Below are 18,635 nucleotides of genomic sequence, written 5' to 3'. Positions count from 1 at the left end.
GTAACTTTTGTCACCGCTGCGTCACACGTGCTGAAGCGATTCAGTGTTTCGTTATGGAGTGCGGGTCATTCCGCGGTTCCGCACAGCCCGTTCTGTCAGAGCGGGCTGTCGAGGTTTAAGTGTATGTTGTCGATCAAGCGCGTAGCGCCCAGGTACGCCGCGACCAAAATCACCAGGTCGCGGTCAGTGGGTTGTGCCGGGAGCAAGGTGCGCGCGTGACGAACTTCCAGGTAGTCGGGGCGAAAGCCTGTGGCTTCGATGTGCGCCAGGTGCTGGCTTACCAGTGCCGGGTAATCGCGCTCACCGGCAACGATGGCGCGTGCCATCTCGCTCAGGTGGCGGTACAGCGCTGGCGCCAGGGCGCGTTGCTCTTCAGTCAGGTAACCGTTGCGCGATGACAGCGCCAGGCCATCGTCGGCGCGCACGGTGGGTTCGCTGATGATCTGGACCGGCATGTTGAGGTCGTTGACCATGGCACGAATGACTGCCAACTGCTGGTAGTCCTTCTGCCCAAAGATCGCGAGGTCCGGCTGAACCATGTTGAACAGCTTTGTGACCACGGTGGTTACACCGTCGAAATGCCCCGGACGACGGCTCCCGCACAGTTCGTTGCTGAGTTGGGCGGCGGTGACACGGGTCAGTCCGCCCATGCCGTTGGGGTACATTTCTTCAACGCTGGGGGCGAACAGTAAATGGCAGCCCGCTTGCAGGAGTTTTTCCTGATCGGCTGCCAGTGTGCGCGGGTAGGTATCAAGATCTTCGTTTACGCCAAACTGCAGCGGGTTTACAAAAATGCTCGCAACCACAAAGTCGGCTTGCTGCGCGGCAGTGGTCACCAGGGCGGCGTGGCCACTGTGCAGATTGCCCATCGTCGGAACCAGGGCGATCTGTTTGCCTTCACGGCGTGCGCGGGCGACAGCGGCACGCAATTCGCGAACGGTTTTAACTGTGTTCATGCAGAGAATCCGTGTTCGGTACCAGGAAAACTGACGGCTTTGACTTCAGCTACATACGCGCTGAGGGCGCTGTGGATATCAGGCTGGCCAGTCATGAAGTTCTTCACGAACTTGGGCGAGCGACCGGTCAATGACAGGCCGAGCATGTCGTGCAGCACCAGGACCTGGCCGTCTGTTTCGCTGCCGGCGCCGATGCCAATCACCGGGATTTTGACCGCGTGGGTGATTTCTGCAGCCAGCTCGCTCGGTACGCATTCAAGCAGCAGCATGGCCGCGCCCGCCTGCTCGAGGGCAATGGCATCGGCGCGCATTTGGCGGGCCTGATTTTCGTTGCGGCCTTGCACTTTGTAGCCACCCAGCACGTTCACGGTTTGCGGGGTCAGGCCCATGTGCGCGCAGACCGGAATGCCGCGCTCGGTCATGACGCGAATCGACTCGGCCAGCCAGACCGCGCCTTCGACTTTGACCATATGCGCACCGGCCTTCATCAGCAGGGCGCTGTTGTTCAGGGTTTGTTCGAGTGTCGCGTTAGCCATAAAGGGCATGTCGGCGAGAATCAGGGCGTCCTGGTTGCCGCGTTTGACGCAGGCCACGTGGTAGGCCATTTCGGCGGTCGTCACAGGCAATGTGCTGTCATGCCCTTGTAGAACCATGCCCAGGGAGTCGCCTACCAGTAGCACTTCAACACCGGCCTGATTACAGGCATGGGCGAAGGTGGCGTCATAGCACGTCAGCATGGTGATTTTTTCACCTTTCTGCTTAAGGCTTTGCAGGGTGGTCAGGGTAATAGCTGGCATGAAAAGGATCCTCGTCAGGCAGTGTGATAACCACTGCGAGTAACGCGTGTGATTCATCGTTATGAACAGGCACACCGCTTAAAGGGGTGCTTATAAAGCCTGCTTTTCACATTGCGCCGCCCAGTAGGCGGCAGCGGGATGCCTATAGTCGTGACGAGGACACGGGAAGTCAATTCTGGGTGTTACTGCGCACTTATTGATTCGTTTCAGCGCTGGGTGCCGAGACGTTCAAGACCGACAAACGGGCAATCCGCCAATAGCTGGGCAAGAGTGCGGCCGTCGGCGAGTTTCAACCCGGCAGGGGCCAGTTCGGCCAGCGGGTAGAGTACGAAAGGGCGGGCCTGCATGTGGTAATGCGGGACTTTGAGGCGTGGCTCGTCGATCAGGTGATCGCCGAACAGCAGGATATCCAGGTCCAGGGTGCGCGGGCCCCAGCGCTCGTGACGTTCGCGGCCCTGGTCAAGCTCGATGGCTTGTAGCGCATCGAGCAAGTCCAAAGGTGCCAGTGTGCTGTCGATGGCCGCCACTGCATTGGTGTAGCGTGGCTGACCCGCCAGCAACGAATCGCTTTGATAGAACGCTGAAACCCCGACAAGTCGGGAGTCAGGCAATTGCGCCAATGCCTGGACAGCACTGTGCAATTGATCTGCCGGGTCAGCCAGATTGCTGCCCATTCCAATGTAGATACGTTCCATCGATCGCTTACTCGTCCGCGGCTGCGCTGCGTTTGCGCTTGGCACCGCTGGTGCGGCGACGTTTGCGCGGGGCAGGCCCTGTGCCGTCTTCCTTGGCGTTGCTCAGGTCGCGAATCATGTCGCGGCGACCGCTGTCATTGGCGTCCTGATAGTCGGTCCACCATTTGCCCAGGCCGTTGGTCTCTTCACCTGCGCTTTCGCGCAACAGCAAGAAGTCATAGCCGGCACGGAAACGCGGGTTGTCGAGCAACATGTCGGCGCGTTTGCCACTGCGGCGCGGCAAGCGTTCCTGCATGTCCCAGATCTCGCGGATCGGCATGGTGAAGCGCTTGGGAATAGCGATGCGCTGGCATTGCTCGGCGATCAGTTCGTGCGCTGCTTCCTGCATGGCAGGGATGGCAGGCATGCCGCGATCTTGCAGGTACTCCACGCGAGCCGGCAGGGCAGGCCAGAGCAACGCAGCAAACAGGAATGCCGGGGTCACCGGCTTGCCCTGTTTGATCCGCAGATCGGTGTTGCGCAAGGCTTCGCTGATCAGGGTGTGGGTGTACGTCGGGTTGTGTTCCAGAGCTTCGGCACTGGCCGGGAACAAAGGATCGAACAACTCGAGGTCGACCAGCATTTCAAAGGTGTCTGAAGCGTTGCCCGAGAGGAACAGCTTGAGCACTTCTTCGAACAGACGTGCCGACGGAATCTCGCGAAGCATCGGCGCCAGTTCACGAATCGGTGCGGCGGTGTGTTTTTCGATGCCAAAGTTGAGCTTGGCGGCAAAACGCACTGCACGCAGCATGCGTACCGGGTCTTCTTGGTAGCGCTGTTGCGGGTCGCCGATCAGGCGCAGCAGGCGGTTGCGAATATCGTGTACGCCATTGGCGTAATCGAGGATGCGCTCGCTGACCGGGTCGTAATACAGGGCGTTGATCGTGAAATCACGACGCTGGGCGTCTTCTTCCAGGGTGCCGTAAACGTTGTCGCGCAAAATACGCCCGCTTTCGTTACGCGAGGACTGGTTGCTGTCTTCCTCTTCGTCGTTTTGCGGGTGGTTTGCACGGAAGGTGGCGACCTCAATGATTTCGCGACCAAAGTGGATGTGGACCAACTTGAAGCGCCGACCGATGATTCGCGCATTGCGAAACTCGGCACGCACTTGCTCGGGCGTCGCGCTGGTGGCGACGTCAAAGTCTTTTGGCGTGATGTTGAGCAGCATGTCGCGTACGCAACCGCCGACCAGATAGGCCTGGTAACCGGCGTTCTGCAGGCGTTCGACGATATTGACCGCGTAGCGGCTGAACTGGGCACGTTGCAGCGAGTGTTGGCTGCTGTTGAGCACTTCAGGGGTGCTGCGCAGTTGTTGCGTACGACGCTTGGGAGAACGGAGTGACTGGAACAGCTTCTTCAGCATGGGATGCACTGTTTGAAGGAATGTTCGGCCAAAACGAAGAATGACCGCATGATGGGCGGGGATTCTAGCATTTAGTCAGGGGATGGTGTAGGACGCTTAGCTTCTCTTGCGAGCGAAGCCGCAAGCTGCAAGCAGAAAAAGCGGTAAGAGATGCGGGCTAGACGTTCAGAGGATTTGTTAAATCGCAGAAACCACAAGGGGAGCCGAAGCTCCCCCAGAATTAGTTACGTGCTCTATTTTTATTATTGATTGCGGGCTTTTTGTTTTTGTTAATCGCCCTGGTTACAGAGGTTTTGCCTGTGTAACCCTCCCAATCGGGAGATAAGAGCAAACGGATTGCTTTGGTCGCTGTGTTGATGTGATCAGTGATCCAACTAGTTCAGGCTCTGCTTTAAAGTGCAGTTTTGTTGTTCTCTGCCTAGTCGTGGGGCAAGCCCCAATGACAACACCTCTCCAAAAGAATCAGTTAGCTGCGCCTCCGCCGTGTTGTTTTTGTTATGCGTGAGCCGATACGTCTTATTTTTATTGTGTGTTGCTGTGATTCTTATTGTTCTTATACAAATACATATAGCAGGTGTCGTGCCAACTTTTGCGCGGCCCAGCAAAATAAGGGTTTTCTAGGGTTTTTACTTTTTTCAGGGCAAAAAAAAGCCGGGTCATCGTTACCGTAAGACCCGGCTTTTGTTACGTATTTAATCTGCGGTAACAGTTTTGCGCGTTGTGTGCGCTAGCCTTCGCTCGGTACGCCTGTTTTGCGCCGAGGAATACCCAGGCGCTGGCGCCGTTCCCACAAGCACTTGCGGCTGACCCCGAGTTTGCGGGCCAGTTCGGTCTCGGTCATGTGATCCTGGTGCTCAAGCACGAAGTGCTGGAAGTAGTCCTCCAGTGACAGATCTTCGGTCGGATCAAGGCTGGTGTTACCGTTACCGATGCTCTGTTGCGGGGCCAGGCCGATGAAATCGTCGTCTTGCAGGTCGCTCAGTTCAATATCGATACCCAGCAGCTCGGCCGAGATTTCAGGGCTTTCGCACAGGATCACGGCACGCTCGACTGCGTTTTCCAGCTCGCGAACGTTACCCGGCCATGAGTAGTGGCTGATGGCTCGTTCGGCATCGGGGGCGAATTTCAGGTCGGTACGGCCTACGCGTGCGCTTTGGCGTGCGAGAAAGGCGTGGGCGATTTCGTTGACGTCAGGGCCACGTTCGCGCAAAGCCGGCAGTTTGAGTGCGATGACGTGGAGGCGGTAGTACAAGTCTTCGCGGAACTGGCCAACCTTGGCCAGGCTCTTGAGGTCACGGTGAGTCGCGGCAATCAGGCGCACATCGACCTTTTGTGACTGCACAGAACCCACGCGGCGAATCTCGCCTTCTTGCAACACGCGCAGCAGGCGGGCCTGAGCCTCAAGCGGCAGTTCGCCGATTTCGTCCAGGAACAGCGTGCCGCCGTCGGCCGCTTCAACCAGGCCGGCCCGGCCAGCGCTGGCGCCGGTAAACGCGCCTTTTTCGTGGCCGAACAGCTCTGACTCGATCAGTGATTCAGGGATGGCCGCGCAGTTCACTGAAATCATCGGCGCCTTGGCGCGTTTGGACAGGTTGTGCAGGGCGCGTGCGACCAGTTCTTTACCGGTGCCGGATTCGCCCTGGATCAGGACATTGGAGTCGGTTGGCGCCACTTTGCGGATCTTGCTGTACATGTCCAGCATCGGTGGGCAGGAGCCGATGATGCCGATCTCACCGTTGCTGTTATCCACAGCGCTTTTGTCGGCAATGCCCGGTTTGGCAGGGCGCTCGGCGGGTACGCTTTGGGCATTTTGCCGATCACGCAGGATGCGGGCCACGGCTTGCAGCATTTCGTCGTGGTCGAAGGGTTTGGCGATGTAGTCCACAGCGCCCATTTTCATCGAGTCAACGGCCGAGCGCAGGCTCGCATAGCTGGTCATGATCAGCACCGGCTTGCCCTGGCCAAGCTTTATCAGCTCAGTGCCCGGTGCGCCGGGCAGGCGCAGGTCGCTGACGATCAAGTCGAACGAGGGAATGCTGAAACGCTCTTGCGCTTCTTGCACCGAGCCAGCTTCGCTGACCTGGTACTGATTGCGCTCCAATAACCGGCGTAACGCGGAGCGGATGATGGTTTCATCTTCGACGATCAAAATATGCGGCATTGATTCAGTTCTCTCGACGGTCTCAGTTCACAGCGGACGTCGCTTCGACATGACGCGGTAGGGTCACCCGGATACGGGTTCCGCGTTGGCTTTGAATGTCAGCCGGGCTGTCGATGGTGATTTGTCCATAATGCTCTTCAACGATGGAATAGACCAGTGCAAGGCCCAGACCGGTGCCTTCGCCAGGGTCCTTGGTGGTGAAAAACGGTTCGAACAATCGGTCCATGATGTTCTTCGGAATGCCTGTCCCTTCGTCCTCAACAATAAGGTCGACAGTGTGCTCGCTGGCTTCACTTTTGACCCGCACTGCGCTTCCGGCAGGCGAGGCGTCACGGGCGTTTGACAGCAAGTTGATCAATACCTGGGCGAGCCGCTGGGGGTCGCCGTCGACCCAGTGATCCGGGTCGCAAAGGTTGTAAAACTGCACTTCGAAATTGCGCCGGTTCAGGGCCAGCAAACCGATGGCATCCTGGGCCACTTCCGCCAGACAGACGGGCTCGTCATTGTGCTGGTGACTGCCGGCATGGGCGAAGCTCATCAGGGACTGCACGATGCGCGAGATGCGTTTGGTCTGTTCAAGGATCTGGCTGCTGATCTCAGTCAACTCGGCGTCGTCTTCACGCTCTTCGCGCAGGTTTTGCGCCAGGCAGGCGATGCCGGTTACCGGGTTGCCGATTTCGTGAGCCACACCGGCGGCCAGGCGGCCGATGCTGGCCAGACGCTCGGAGTGCACCAGCTTGTCTTCGAGCATCTGGGTTTCTGTCAGGTCTTCAACCAGCAACACCAGGCCACTGTTGCCAGGGGCCAGAGGCTCATCGATCGCTGCTTTGTGCAGGTTGAGCCAGCGAGTCTGGCCATCCAGCGCCAAATGCTGTTTGTGCAAGTGCTCGTCAGGCAGATCGATAAAGCCCTGCAGCAATTCTCGCCACGGATCTCCCAGGGTACTCAGGCGCGAACCGACCACACGTTGGGCCGGGATGCCGGTCAACTCTTCCATGGCTTTGTTCCACATCAGGATCTCTTGATCCTTGGCCAGGGAACACACACCCATCGGCAGCTCTTGCAGGGTTTGGCGGTGATAACGGCGCAAGGCGTCGAGTTCGGCTGCCAGACCTGTAAGGCGGGAGTGGTAGTCCTCAAGCCGGCTTTCGATGAAGTGAATGTCTTCGGTAACGTAGTTTTCACCGCCGGACTTGTAGGGCAGAAAGGTTTCGACCATATCCTGAGCGACGCTGGGGCCCATCAGGCCTGACAGGTTGGCCTCGATGCGGTCGCGCAGGCGTCGCAAGGCATAAGGGCGGCGTTCATCGAAGGGCAAAAACAGGTCGCGCAGCGCTTGTTCGACTTCTTTTTGAGCAGCCTTGGCGCCCAAAGGTTTAGCCAGCTGGGTGGCGAACTCTTGCGGTGAGGCAGCGTGCAGCTCGCGCCGTTGTGGGCGGCGTACATTGTCGACTGCGCACGCTTCGGCGGCACTGGCCTCTTCGGGGCTGGCGTTGGTGAACAGCGAGATAAGGGTGAACATCAGCACGTTGGCCGCCAGGGACGCGATGGCTGCCATGTGCCAGCTGGTGTCGTCCAGCACGTAGATCATGTTCAGCCACGGGATGTAGAACCCCTGGAAGTTGCCGATCAGCGGGAACAGCATACTGGCCATCCACACCAGAATCCCTGCGAGCAGCCCGGCAATGAAACCACGTCGGTTGGCGGTCGGCCAGTACAGCACTGAGAGCACGCCCGGCAGGAACTGCAAGGTGGCGACAAATGCCACGATGCCGAGGTTGGCGAGATCCTGTTCTGCGCCCAGCAGCAGGTAAAAGCCATACCCGGCCATGATGATGGCAACGATCAGTGCGCGGCGGGTCCACTTCAGCCAGCGGTAGATGTTGCCCTCGGCGGGTGGCTGATAAAGCGGCAGCACCAGGTGGTTCAAGGCCATGCCCGAGAGCGCCAGGGTGGTGACGATAATCAGCCCGCTGGAGGCCGACAGCCCGCCCACATAGGCCAGTAGTGCCAGGGGTTTGCTGTTGGCGGCGATACCGATACCGAGGGTGAAGTATTCGGGGTTGGTGGTGGCGCCCAGTTTGAGGCCGGCCCACAAAATCAGTGGCACAGCGAGGCTCATCAGCAGCAGGAACAGGGGCAGGCCCCAGCTGGCGCTGACCAGTCCCCGAGGGTTGAGGTTCTCGGTGAAGGTCATGTGATACATGTGCGGCATCACGATGGCGGAGGCGAAAAACACCAGCAGCAGCGTGCGCCATGGGCCTTCTTGCAATGGTGTATGCAGAGCGGCGAGGGCGGTCTGGTTTTGCAGCAACCAGACTTCCAGTTGTTGCGGGCCATCGAACACGCCATAGAGCGCGTAGAGGCCTACGCCGCCAATGGCGATCAGTTTGATTACCGACTCAAAGGCAATGGCGAACACCAGCCCTTCGTGTTTTTCCCGGGTTGCGATGTGCCGCGAGCCGAAGAAGATCGTAAACAGGGTAATCAGGGCGCAGAAGCTCAGGGCGACGCGGTGTTGTACCGGTTCGCGGGTCAGAATGCTGATGGAGTCGGCCACGGCCTGGATTTGCAGGGCCAGCAGCGGCAACACACCGATGAGCATGAAGATGGTGGTCAGCGCACCGGCCCAGGTGCTGCGAAAGCGGAAGGCGAACAGGTCGGCGAGCGATGACAGCTGGTAGGTGCGGGTGATTTTCAGGATGGGATACAGCAGCACCGGCGCCAGTAGAAACGCCCCGGAAACACCGAGGTAGCTGGATAGAAAGCCGTAGCCATATTCGTAGGCCAAACCCACCGTGCCGTAAAACGCCCAGGCACTGGCATAAACGCCCAGGGACAGGGTGTAGGTCAGCGGGTGACGAATGATTGCGCGCGGGATCATTCCGCGTTCACTGATCCAGGCTACGCCAAACAGCACCCCCAGGTAGGCGGCGCTGATCAGGATCATCTGGGTCAGGCTAAAGCTCATCGGCATCTTTTTGGCTCTGAAGAATAAAGGTCACAACGATCAGAATCAGCCAGAGCAGATAGGGCCTGTACCAGGCGCCTGTCGCATCGATCCACCAATCCATGATGGCGGGAGAAAACAGGTAGATCCCGACAACCAGCAACAGGACCAATCGATAGATATACATCCCGCCCTCACTTTTACAGGCCGCATGCCCAAAAACGTGCGGCGATGGTAACGGATGGCTGGCAACCTGCAAGGGCTGTCAGCGTAATTGCGCCTCGGCCAGGGTGAGCGTGCGCGGGATATTGCCTGCGTTCCAGTGGGCAATGCCCCAGTCGAGCACTTCCCTCGGGGTAGCATCGTTCAAGCATAGGTCCGGAGTCTGACCCAAGGTGCGCAAGGCGCGAAGCAGTAGCGGCGTGGCCTGGTCGGGTGTCAGGGGCGGGGAACGGTACGATTTGCCGAGTTTGTGGCCATCCGGCTGTACGATCAGCGGCACATGCAAGTAGCGTGGCGGCGACAAGCCCAGCAGCTCTTGCAGGTAGAGCTGGCGCGGTGTGGAGTCCAGCAGGTCGGCGCCGCGTACGATATCCGTCACGCCCTGGGCGGCGTCATCGAGCACTACGGCCAATTGATAGGCGTACAGCCCGTCACGGCGGCGAATCACAAAATCACCCACCTCTCGCCCAAGGTGCTGGTCGAATGGTCCCTGGACCCGGTCTTCGAAGCGGTATTCAAGTTCTGGCACGCGTACGCGTATCGCGGCGTTTTCCATCGAGTGGCCCGCATTGCGGCACAAGCCCGGGTAAATGCCGTTGTAGCCTTCAAGCTGTTTGCGCGAGCAGGTGCACGCGTAAGCCAAACCCATGCTGAACAGTCGGTTCAGTACCTGCGCGTATGCCTCATGGCGCTCGCTTTGACGGACCAGTTCGCCGTCCCATTCAAAACCGTAGCGCTCAAGGGCATCCAGAATGGCGGCCTGGGCGCCGGGCATTTCGCGCGGCGGGTCCAGATCTTCCATGCGCAGCAGCCAGCGACCGCCTACAGAACGGGCGTCGAGATACGAGGCGAGGGCGGCCACCAGCGAGCCAAAATGCAGATGGCCACTGGGCGTAGGGGCAAAGCGCCCGATGTAGGAGGAAGTAGAGGTGAGTGCTGTCATTACATAAATCCCGTAGCAGCTGCCGTAGGCTGCGTCCGATTGCGAAGCGATCGTATGCCCTGAGTGCCGGGTCTGACGGATACACCGCAGTGACTGATTTTTACGACGGCTTTGCCGCCGGACGCAGCCTTTGGCAGATGCTACGGAGCGCAAAACGCAGAAACAAAAATGGGGCGTTTGCACGCCCCATCTGGTCAAGCCGGCGATTACTTGCCGACTTGTTTTTCCTTGATTTCAGCCAAGGTCTTGCAGTCTACGCACATGTCCGCAGTAGGGCGGGCTTCGAGTCGACGGATACCGATTTCGACGCCGCAGGATTCGCACCAGCCATACTCTTCGTCTTCGATCAGTTGCAGCGTCTTGTCGATTTTCTTGATCAGCTTGCGCTCGCGATCGCGTGCACGCAGCTCCAGGCTGAACTCTTCTTCCTGGCTCGCGCGGTCGGATGGGTCAGGAAAGTTTGCCGCTTCGTCTTTCATATGATCAACGGTGCGGTCGACTTCCTGCATCAAGTCCTGTTTCCACTTTTGCAGAATCTTGGTGAAATGTTTGCGCATGGGCTCGCCCATGTACTCTTCACCCTTCTTTTCAACGTAGGGTTCAAAGCCGCTAAGTTGAGTATTCTGTTGCTTTGCTTGTGTGGGCATGAAATGGACCGCCTCTCATTCTTCTAATCCATTGCGCAGGATTGCAACATCACCGACACCTGCCGGCCCTGCGGCTGCAAGCGGGCGAACTTACCAGATCAAATCGGACCGCGCTACTCCCGCATGTCTAGCCCGTTGTCAGTGGTTGCGTACAAGGCCTGCAGTACTTGAGATTAGTGCCTGATTATTAATTTTAGTCGAGCTGTGACCGAGGCCTGGGTTGTTTGGTTCTATCGAGAGGTTGATTAAGACAGTATTTAGCTCTCTCTTGCAGTCCTGCTTGGGTAGAATCGTTTATTTGCATACCCAGGAAGGCAGGCTCATGGCTCAGTCTTACAGTGCGCGCAGCCGCGCAATCGAACCGTTCCACGTGATGGCGTTGCTGGCGCGTGCCAACGAGCTGCAGGCTGTGGGGCACGATGTGATTCACCTGGAAATCGGCGAGCCGGACTTCACTACGGCCGAACCGATCATTGCTGCCGGTCAGGCCGCCCTGGCGGCCGGCAAAACCCGGTATACCGCAGCCCGCGGTTTGCCGGAGCTGCGCGAGGCGATCTCGGGGTTTTATCAGCAGCGGTATGGGTTGAGCATCGACCCTTCACGAATTCTGATTACGCCGGGCGGTTCTGGCGCCTTGTTATTGGCAACGAGCTTACTGGTTGATCCGGGCAAACACTGGTTGCTTGCAGATCCGGGCTACCCATGTAATCGACATTTCCTACGCTTGGTGGAAGGTGCTGCACAGCTGGTGCCGGTGGGGCCGGATGTGCGCTACCAACTGACGGCGGATCTGGTCGAGCGCTACTGGGATCAGAACAGCGTAGGTGCCCTGGTGGCATCCCCGGCCAACCCTACCGGCACGATGTTGAGCCGTGATGAACTGGCCGCCCTGTCGGTGGCGATCAAGGCGCGAAACGGTCATTTGGTGGTGGATGAGATCTATCACGGCCTCACCTATGGCTGTGATGCGGCGAGCGTTCTGGAAGTCGATGACAGTGCGTTTGTGCTCAACAGTTTCTCCAAGTATTTCGGCATGACCGGATGGCGTCTGGGCTGGCTGGTTGCACCGCCTGAAGCCGTGGCCGACCTGGAAAAACTCGCACAGAACCTCTACATCAGTGCGCCAAGCATGGCCCAGTACGCAGCACTGGCCTGTTTTGAGCCGCAGACACTGGCGATTCTGGAAGAGCGTCGGGCCGAGTTTGGGCGCCGTCGAGACTTTCTGTTACCGGCCTTGCGTGAACTGGGGTTCGGCATCGCGGTAGAGCCTGAAGGTGCGTTTTACCTGTACGCCGATATCAGCGCGTTTGGCGGGGATGCGTTTGCGTTTTGTCAGCATTTTCTTGAAACACAACATGTAGCCTTTACCCCTGGCCTGGATTTCGGGCGTTTTCAGTCCGGGCATCACGTACGGTTTGCCTACACTCAGAGCTTGCCTCGCCTGCAGGAAGCCGTTGAGCGGATCGCCCTGGGCCTCAAGAGCTGGAAGGGCTGATGCGTTTTTCACCTGAGTTGGAAGAAGGGCGGCTGATTAAGCGGTACAAACGTTTTCTGGCGGATATCCAGACCACGACCGGCGAGTTGATGACCATTCACTGTCCGAATACGGGTTCCATGTTTAATTGCATGGTCGAGGGCGGTCAGGTTTGGTTCAGTCGCTCCAATGACCCCAAACGCAAGTTGCCGGGTACCTGGGAAATCAGCGAAACCCCGCAAGGGCGGCTGGCGTGCGTGAACACCGGGCGCGCCAATCGCTTGATCGAGGAGGCGCTGCTGGCGGGAGTGATTACAGAACTTGACGGCTTTACCACGCTCAAGCGCGAAGTGGCTTACGGGCAGGAAAAAAGCCGGATTGATTTCCGTCTGGAGTACCCCGAGGGCTTTGCCTTTGTCGAGGTCAAAAGCGTCACCCTGGGGTTTGACGGCTCCCGTGTGGCGGCCTTCCCGGATGCCGTGACGCAGCGTGGCGCCAAGCATTTGCGCGAGCTTGCGACTCTGGCGCGGGAAGGGGTACGTGCCGTCCAGTTGTATTGCGTCAACCTTACGGGTATCGACGCGGTACGCCCGGCCGAAGAAATTGACCCGGGCTACGCGGCAGCGCTGCGTGAGGCGGTGGCGGCCGGGGTGCAGGTACTGGCCTATGGCGTCAGCCTGACGCCCGAAGCGGTCGTGGTTGATCGCCGATTAGAGGTCATCCTCTGACGCTTGTGGCGTGATCCATATCCCTTGGCTGTCTTCGCGGCAGTCAAGGGCTGTCAGAAACTGCCCGGTGCAAGGCCCGGCAACGCATTCCCCGCTTTCGATCAGAAACAATGCAGAGTGGGTTGCGCACTGGATCAGGCTGGCGCTTGAGTCGAGAAACTGATCCGGTTGCCACTCAAGCGAAACCCCGCGATGAGGGCAGCGATTTTTGTAGACGTAGACCAAGCCTTCACGACGAACTGCGAACAGGCGCAGTTCATCGAGCTCAAAGCCACGGCTTGCACCTTCGCCCAGTGCCTCTGAGGGGCATAAAAATTTCATGACAATCCTTAATAGCAGCCAAACGGTTGTGTTGATGAGCCAGGGCCGGCGGGTTAAGAGGTTGACGTGCAAATGCAAACAATTATCAAATAGAGAGCTTGCTCTGCGATGTGCTCTTGCCACGCAGTGATACTACCTTTGTCCCGTTGAGCCCTCTTCTTCAAGGAATGCCTCTGTATGCGCTTGAGTACACGCCTGATTACGCTCTGTGCTGGCCTTATGATCAGCCATGTCAGCCTGGCCGGCGAGTTGCCACAACGTTGGGTCAGTGCCGGAGGGGCTCTTTCGGAGTGGGTCAGCGAGTTGGGCGCGGAGTCTAAATTGGTTGGGGTCGATACCACCAGTCAACATCCTGAATCACTTAAGTTGCTCCCCAGCATCGGGTATCAGCGCCAGCTCTCGGCAGAAGGCATCTTGAGCCTTAAACCGGATGTTTTGATCGGCACGGACGAGATCGGCCCGCCGCCTGTTCTGGTGCAGATCCGTGGTGCCGGTGTGCCGGTCGAGATGTTTTCATCCCGGGCCGACCTCGCAAGCCTTGAAGCCACGTTGGCGCACTTGGGGCGCCTGTTGGGTGACGAGGCGCAAGCAGCGCAACTGTTCAAGGACTATCAACAGCAACTGGAACAGCATCAGCTACAGGTCAAGGCTGCACAAGCGGATCACAAAGCGCCTGGAGTGCTGTTGCTACTGGGGCACGCAGGCGGCAAACCGCTGATTGCCGGTAAGGACACGGCAGCAGACTGGCTGCTGACCCGGGCTGGCGGCCATAACCTGGCCACCCACACGGGCTACAAGCCGTTTTCGGTGGAAGCCCTGGCCGGGTTGAATCCTGAAGTGCTGGTGTTCGCTGACCGCAGCCTCACGGGTGAGGCGGCCCGTACAGCGCTGATGAAAGAAAATCCGATACTGGCTTCGATCCGTGCCGCTAAAAACGGCCGTGTATACGAGCTGGACCCAACCCTGTTGGTGGGTGGGCTGGGGCCACGATTGCCAGCCAGCTTGAAGCAACTGACGGCTGATTTTTACCCGTCGGCTGCGGCCAACAAATGAGAACACTGGTCAAGCCGCGCTCTTTGTTCATCGGTCTGGGTGCGCTGTGCCTGTTGGCGACTTGGCTGTCGCTGGCGTTGGGGCCGGTGAGCTTGCCGTTGTTCGACACCTTGCGCGCGGCACTGCGTTTGCTCGGTATTCCTATCCAGGGGGAGGGGTTGGAGCAGGCCGAGTTGATCCTTGGGCAGATCCGTTTACCACGAACGTTACTGGGCTTGGCAGTTGGCGGGGTGCTGGCGCTATCAGGTGTGGCCATGCAGGGGCTGTTTCGTAACCCGCTGGCCGACCCCGGGTTGGTGGGGGTGTCTAGCGGCGCGGCCCTGGGTGCGGCCATTGCGATTGTAGGCGGAGCTGCTTTTGGCGGGCTGCCGGAATTTATCGGGCCGTATCTGCTGTCGCTGTGTGCATTCCTCGGTGGGTTGGGAGTCACGGCGTTGGTGTATCGGTTGGGGCGCCGCAACGGTCAGACCAACGTCGCCGTCATGTTGCTTGCAGGGATCGCCCTGACCGCCCTGGCCGGCTCTGCGGTAGGCCTGTTTACCTACCTGGCTGATGACGCGACATTGCGTACGCTGACGTTCTGGAATCTGGGCAGCCTCAATGGCGCAAGCTATGCGCGGCTGTGGCCCTTGCTGATTGTTACCGTGGGCGTTGCACTGTGGCTACCGCGGCGAGCGAATGCGCTCAATGCGCTGTTGCTGGGGGAATCGGAAGCCAATCACTTGGGGATCGACGTTGAAAGCCTCAAGCGCGAGCTGGTGTTTTGCACCGCCCTTGGGGTCGGCGCTGCCGTGGCAGCAGCAGGCATGATCGGTTTTATTGGGCTGGTGGTGCCGCATCTGGTGCGGCTTCTGGCGGGGCCGGATCATCGGGTGCTGTTGCCTGCGTCGGTACTTGCGGGGGCTGCGTTGCTGCTGTTCGCGGATTTGATTGCGCGTCTGGCCCTGGCGCCGGCCGAACTGCCGATCGGGATTGTTACCGCGTTTCTTGGTGCACCGTTTTTCCTTTATCTGCTGCTGCGAGGTCGTCACTGATGCTGCGTACGGAAAACCTGCAGATCCGTCGCGATCAAAAAATCGTACTGGCGGATGTCACCCTGGACGTGCGCCCGGGCGAAGTGCTGGGGGTGTTGGGTCCTAACGGGGCGGGCAAAAGCACGTTGCTGGCAGCCTTGTGCGGGGAGTTGCCCCTGAGTGGGGGGCAGGTCTGGCTGGATCAGCAGCACTTGAGTCAGTGGAAAGGGGCGCAGCGGGCACAGCGCCTTGCCGTTTTGCCCCAAACGTCGACCTTGGACTTCGCCTTTCGTGTTGAAGAAGTGGTTGGTATGGGGCGGCTGCCTCACCAGACAGGCAGTGTTCGCGATTCAGAAATTATCCTCGCCGCATTGCAGGCGGCGGATGTCGAGCACTTGGCAGGGCGCAGCTATCTGGCGTTATCAGGTGGCGAGCGCCAGCGAGTGCATCTGGCGCGGGTGCTGGCGCAATTGTGGCCGGGGCAAAGCGGGCAGACCTTGTTGCTCGATGAGCCGACCTCGATGCTTGACCCCTTGCACCAACACACCACGCTCAGGGCCATTCGCGCGTTCGCTGACCGCGGTGCTGCGGTACTGATCATCCTGCATGACCTGAATCTTGCGGCGCGTTATTGCGACCGATTGTTGCTGCTTGAGGATGGCCGCCCTCGTGCTCTGGATAGCCCACAAGCCGTGCTGCAGCCAGAGGCGCTAAAGGCCGTCTTTGGACTGGATGTTTTGGTGCAACCTCATCCGGAGCTGGGTTGCCCGTTGGTTATTGCCCGCTGAAGCCGTATGGCTGCAGGTGGGGTGGCGCTTTTCTGCAGGCAAAAAAAGACCCGGCAAGAGCCGGGTCAAATAACCGTGATTAGCCTGATGAGGAGATTTTCTGAGAGTCCGAACCAAGGGCCTTCCAGAAGATCGACTGGTCTCGCGACCAGATGGCGTAATCATAACAATTCTCATTACCATGTCAATCACTGTTTTTTACCGTTCATCGTGTGCCCCTGAAATGGCTGCTTCAGGTTTTGTTCAAAGCTTCTAATTGATCCACTTGCCGGTTCAGCGCTTCCTTGCGCTCGGCGGGAATATCATTCCAGTGAATATCCATCAAGGCTCCTTCAATGGCGTATAGAAGAACCTTGGAAGCCCTGAAACCCCGTGCTTTCACTGCCCGATAGGCATCAACGGCCCCCAGGCGCTTCAAGTCCGAGGCACTGTGAATGCCCACAGCGTGTAGCCATTGTGCCGATGTCTTTCCAAGATTTTTCAAATGCTGGAGTTCATCATTCATCAGCTCTCCTTGCGACGGCGTGAGCTCAGCGTTTACGGGGCAATGTGATCTTTTTGAGTGTAGCGCTCAGTAGAGAAATCGCAGTCCGTTAGTCGGTTTTGGAACAAAGGGGTGCTAGAAAAGAGCAAATACTTTGTCGGTCAGTGGCGGGGGGCGTAAGAGGGTAGAGCGTTTGTACCGGGCAAGAGGGTTGGCCCGCTACGACAGAAGGGCGTCCGGGCAGACGTCGTATTTGTGTTGCCGGGTGCGCTGGCCAGCGCGTGCCGTACGACAATCCTGCCCTGAGGCACCGTGAAGCCATTGCGGCTTCACGGCGTCTAAGTGCTTACAGGCCTGGCAAGCGCTGGCGGATGTCCGCAATCAGAGTGTCGAGGCTTTTGCTGTTGTGGGTTTCAACACGCTTGCTACGCAGGATTTCATCTGCGGCCAAGGCTTCTCGGCTTGCTTGCTGTGCCTTGACGACTTCCAGCGTGGCGTCGGAAGGGTCGCTGCCAATGCTCTGGCGGTGGGCCAGCCAGCCTTCGATCACGGCGTCTGGCGCGGTGCAGTCGAGGATCAGGCAAGGTACGCCCGTGGCTTCTGCCACTTTGGCAGCGCCATCACGTTGCTCGCGCTTGAGGTAGGTGGCGTCAATCACGACGGGGAAGCCCGCGCGCAATACGATGCCAGCCAGCTCATGCAGTTTGTCGTAAGTTGCAGCGGTGGCGTCAGCGTTATAAATGCCATCGCCTACTGCGTTTTCCGCGATCTGCTGGCCGAACAACTGCTTGCGGATGACGTCTGAGCGCAAGCGAATCGCACCCAAAGCTTCAACCAGTCGCATGGCTACCGAGCTTTTACCTACAGCCGAAACACCGTGGGTAATGGTCAGGAAGCGCGAAGGAATGGTGCTGTAGCTTTCCGCCAGGTTGGCGTAGTTGCGGTATTGACGCAGTGTGGCTGCACGCTGAACCGGGCTGGCTTCGGCGGGCATGCTGAACAGGCTGACTTTGGCACGCACCAGTGCACGGTAGGCCTTGTAGAAGTTCAGCAGCTCAAGGCCCTGGTAGTCGCCGGTCAGCTCCAGGTATTGGCTGATAAAACGTCGCGCCAGACACTTCAGGCCTCGGTCTTCAAGGTCCATCGCCAGGAAGGCTGTGTCGCCATACACATCGGTGAAACGGAAAGGTTCGTTGAATTCGATGCAGTCGAAGATTACGACTTTGCCATCAATCATCGTGGCATTGCCCAGGTGAATATCACCGTGGCATTCGCGGATAAACCCTTCGGCCTTGCGTTGTTCGAGCAGCGGCTTGAGGCGCGTGAAGCTCGCTTCTGCCCATGCCTGGAGAGCATCTAGTTGCAGCAGATCGGCTTTATCCGAAAGGAACGGGCGAATTTGCTCGAAGTTCTGACGGACTGGATCCATCACTGCCTCTGGAGTGCCTTGATAGTGCTCCAGCGGGACATGGGGCGCTTGCGCGTGGAAGCGGGCGATTTGCTGGGCCATTTCGTCAATGTGGGCGGCATTGAGCTCGCCATTGGCTTGCAGCGTGCTCAGCAACTGGCTTTGCGGGAACTGGCGCATCTTCAGCGCGAATTCAATCGCCGGGCCTTCGCCTCCCAGTACTGGCGCTTCGGCTGTGCCGGTGATCGGCAGTACGTCGAGGTACAGACCTTCGGTCAGGCGCTGGTTCAGGCGCAGCTCTTCATTGCAGAAGTGTTCGCGACCACTGAGCTCGGTGAAGTCGAGGAAACCGAAATTGACCGGCTTTTTCAGCTTGTAGGCATACGGCCCGGTGAGGATGACCCAGGAGATATGCGTCTCGATAACCTGAAATCCATCGACTTCATGGGGGTAGAGGTCCGGGTTTTGCAGGGCGGCAATCAGGTTCTGGCTCACGGTTGATCCTTCAAGGTCTGGAAAATTCAATGCGCCATTATGGCGGCTGACAGCTGGAGTGCAAACCGCCGGGCTGCGCATGATGAACATGAATAAAG

At 58.6% G+C, this 18,635-nt stretch carries 16 protein-coding genes and 1 pseudogene; 5 read left to right on the top strand and 12 right to left on the bottom strand.

What is annotated here, in order from left to right; all coding sequences use genetic code 11:
- Nucleotides 1-95: 95 nt before the first annotated feature.
- From panC to dksA, 9 genes are all read right to left on the bottom strand, one after another.
- Nucleotides 96-956: a pantoate--beta-alanine ligase gene (gene panC / locus BLW11_RS00515; RefSeq protein WP_048362145.1), complete on the bottom strand. Its 861-nt coding sequence runs from the start codon at nucleotides 954-956 to the stop codon at nucleotides 96-98.
- Nucleotides 953-1,753, bottom strand: coding sequence for a 3-methyl-2-oxobutanoate hydroxymethyltransferase (panB, locus tag BLW11_RS00510; RefSeq protein WP_048362146.1), 801 nt, complete (start codon nucleotides 1,751-1,753; stop codon nucleotides 953-955). The genes panC and panB overlap by 4 nt, the downstream gene beginning before the upstream one ends.
- Before the next feature lie 206 nt (nucleotides 1,754-1,959).
- A complete protein-coding gene (gene folK / locus BLW11_RS00505) occupies nucleotides 1,960-2,448 on the bottom strand; it encodes a 2-amino-4-hydroxy-6-hydroxymethyldihydropteridine diphosphokinase (RefSeq protein WP_048362147.1) in 489 nt (162 codons plus the stop codon).
- Nucleotides 2,449-2,455: 7 nt separating this feature from the next.
- Nucleotides 2,456-3,850, bottom strand: a complete 1,395-nt coding sequence (locus BLW11_RS00500) for a polynucleotide adenylyltransferase PcnB (RefSeq protein ID WP_048362148.1) — start codon at nucleotides 3,848-3,850, stop codon at nucleotides 2,456-2,458.
- 727 nt (nucleotides 3,851-4,577) lie between these two features.
- Nucleotides 4,578-6,011: a sigma-54-dependent transcriptional regulator gene (locus BLW11_RS00495; RefSeq protein ID WP_048362149.1), complete on the bottom strand. Its 1,434-nt coding sequence runs from the start codon at nucleotides 6,009-6,011 to the stop codon at nucleotides 4,578-4,580.
- Nucleotides 6,012-6,033: 22 nt separating this feature from the next.
- Nucleotides 6,034-8,988 (bottom strand): sensor histidine kinase, encoded by a 2,955-nt coding sequence (locus BLW11_RS00490; RefSeq protein ID WP_162200700.1) that lies wholly within the window; start codon nucleotides 8,986-8,988, stop codon nucleotides 6,034-6,036.
- A complete protein-coding gene (locus tag BLW11_RS23690) occupies nucleotides 8,972-9,148 on the bottom strand; it encodes a hypothetical protein (RefSeq protein ID WP_003176118.1) in 177 nt (58 codons plus the stop codon). Before BLW11_RS23690 ends, BLW11_RS00490 begins: the two co-directional genes overlap by 17 nt.
- 78 nt (nucleotides 9,149-9,226) lie before the next feature.
- Nucleotides 9,227-10,126: a tRNA glutamyl-Q(34) synthetase GluQRS gene (gluQRS, locus tag BLW11_RS00485; protein ID WP_048362151.1), complete on the bottom strand. Its 900-nt coding sequence runs from the start codon at nucleotides 10,124-10,126 to the stop codon at nucleotides 9,227-9,229.
- Nucleotides 10,127-10,332: 206 nt separating this feature from the next.
- Nucleotides 10,333-10,773, bottom strand: a complete 441-nt coding sequence (dksA, locus tag BLW11_RS00480) for an RNA polymerase-binding protein DksA (protein WP_016783419.1) — start codon at nucleotides 10,771-10,773, stop codon at nucleotides 10,333-10,335.
- Between the two features lie 322 nt (nucleotides 10,774-11,095).
- On the opposite strand from dksA, the gene BLW11_RS00475 reads away from it, so the two are divergent.
- Nucleotides 11,096-12,268 carry a pyridoxal phosphate-dependent aminotransferase gene (locus tag BLW11_RS00475; protein ID WP_048362152.1) on the top strand — a complete coding sequence of 391 codons (1,173 nt, stop codon included), beginning with the start codon at nucleotides 11,096-11,098 and terminating at the stop codon, nucleotides 12,266-12,268.
- Nucleotides 12,268-12,975, top strand: coding sequence for a DNA/RNA nuclease SfsA (gene sfsA / locus BLW11_RS00470; protein ID WP_048362153.1), 708 nt, complete (start codon nucleotides 12,268-12,270; stop codon nucleotides 12,973-12,975). Before BLW11_RS00475 ends, sfsA begins: the two co-directional genes overlap by 1 nt.
- Here sfsA and BLW11_RS00465 read toward each other — a convergent pair.
- Nucleotides 12,958-13,296: a Rieske (2Fe-2S) protein gene (locus BLW11_RS00465; protein WP_048362154.1), complete on the bottom strand. Its 339-nt coding sequence runs from the start codon at nucleotides 13,294-13,296 to the stop codon at nucleotides 12,958-12,960. The genes sfsA and BLW11_RS00465 overlap by 18 nt on opposite strands.
- Nucleotides 13,297-13,473: 177 nt before the next feature.
- Between BLW11_RS00465 and BLW11_RS00460 the strand changes: the two genes are divergently transcribed.
- The 3 genes and pseudogenes from BLW11_RS00460 to BLW11_RS00450 all read left to right on the top strand — a co-directional run.
- Entirely contained in the window at nucleotides 13,474-14,349 is an 876-nt protein-coding gene (locus tag BLW11_RS00460; protein ID WP_048362155.1) for a heme/hemin ABC transporter substrate-binding protein, read from the top strand.
- 50 nt (nucleotides 14,350-14,399) lie between these two features.
- On the top strand, nucleotides 14,400-15,383 hold the full coding sequence (locus BLW11_RS00455) for a FecCD family ABC transporter permease (RefSeq protein ID WP_162200701.1): 984 nt from the start codon (nucleotides 14,400-14,402) through the stop codon (nucleotides 15,381-15,383).
- A 47-nt stretch (nucleotides 15,384-15,430) separates the two neighbouring features.
- Nucleotides 15,431-16,150: pseudogene (locus tag BLW11_RS00450) on the top strand (heme ABC transporter ATP-binding protein); the annotation flags it as partial.
- A 232-nt stretch (nucleotides 16,151-16,382) separates the two neighbouring features.
- Here BLW11_RS00450 and BLW11_RS00445 read toward each other — a convergent pair.
- Both BLW11_RS00445 and BLW11_RS00440 read right to left on the bottom strand, forming a co-directional pair.
- On the bottom strand, nucleotides 16,383-16,655 hold the full coding sequence (locus BLW11_RS00445; protein WP_048362158.1) for a TfoX/Sxy family protein: 273 nt from the start codon (nucleotides 16,653-16,655) through the stop codon (nucleotides 16,383-16,385).
- Nucleotides 16,656-16,980: 325 nt separating this feature from the next.
- Nucleotides 16,981-18,537 carry a bifunctional aminoglycoside phosphotransferase/ATP-binding protein gene (locus tag BLW11_RS00440; RefSeq protein WP_048362159.1) on the bottom strand — a complete coding sequence of 519 codons (1,557 nt, stop codon included), beginning with the start codon at nucleotides 18,535-18,537 and terminating at the stop codon, nucleotides 16,981-16,983.
- Nucleotides 18,538-18,635: the final 98 nt, after the last annotated feature.

The sequence above is a fragment of the Pseudomonas deceptionensis genome, from assembly GCF_900106095.1.
Lineage (GTDB): Bacteria > Pseudomonadota > Gammaproteobacteria > Pseudomonadales > Pseudomonadaceae > Aquipseudomonas > Aquipseudomonas deceptionensis.
The sequence above is the reverse complement of the archived record's forward strand: the minus strand, read 5'-3'. Positions and strand labels throughout refer to the sequence as shown.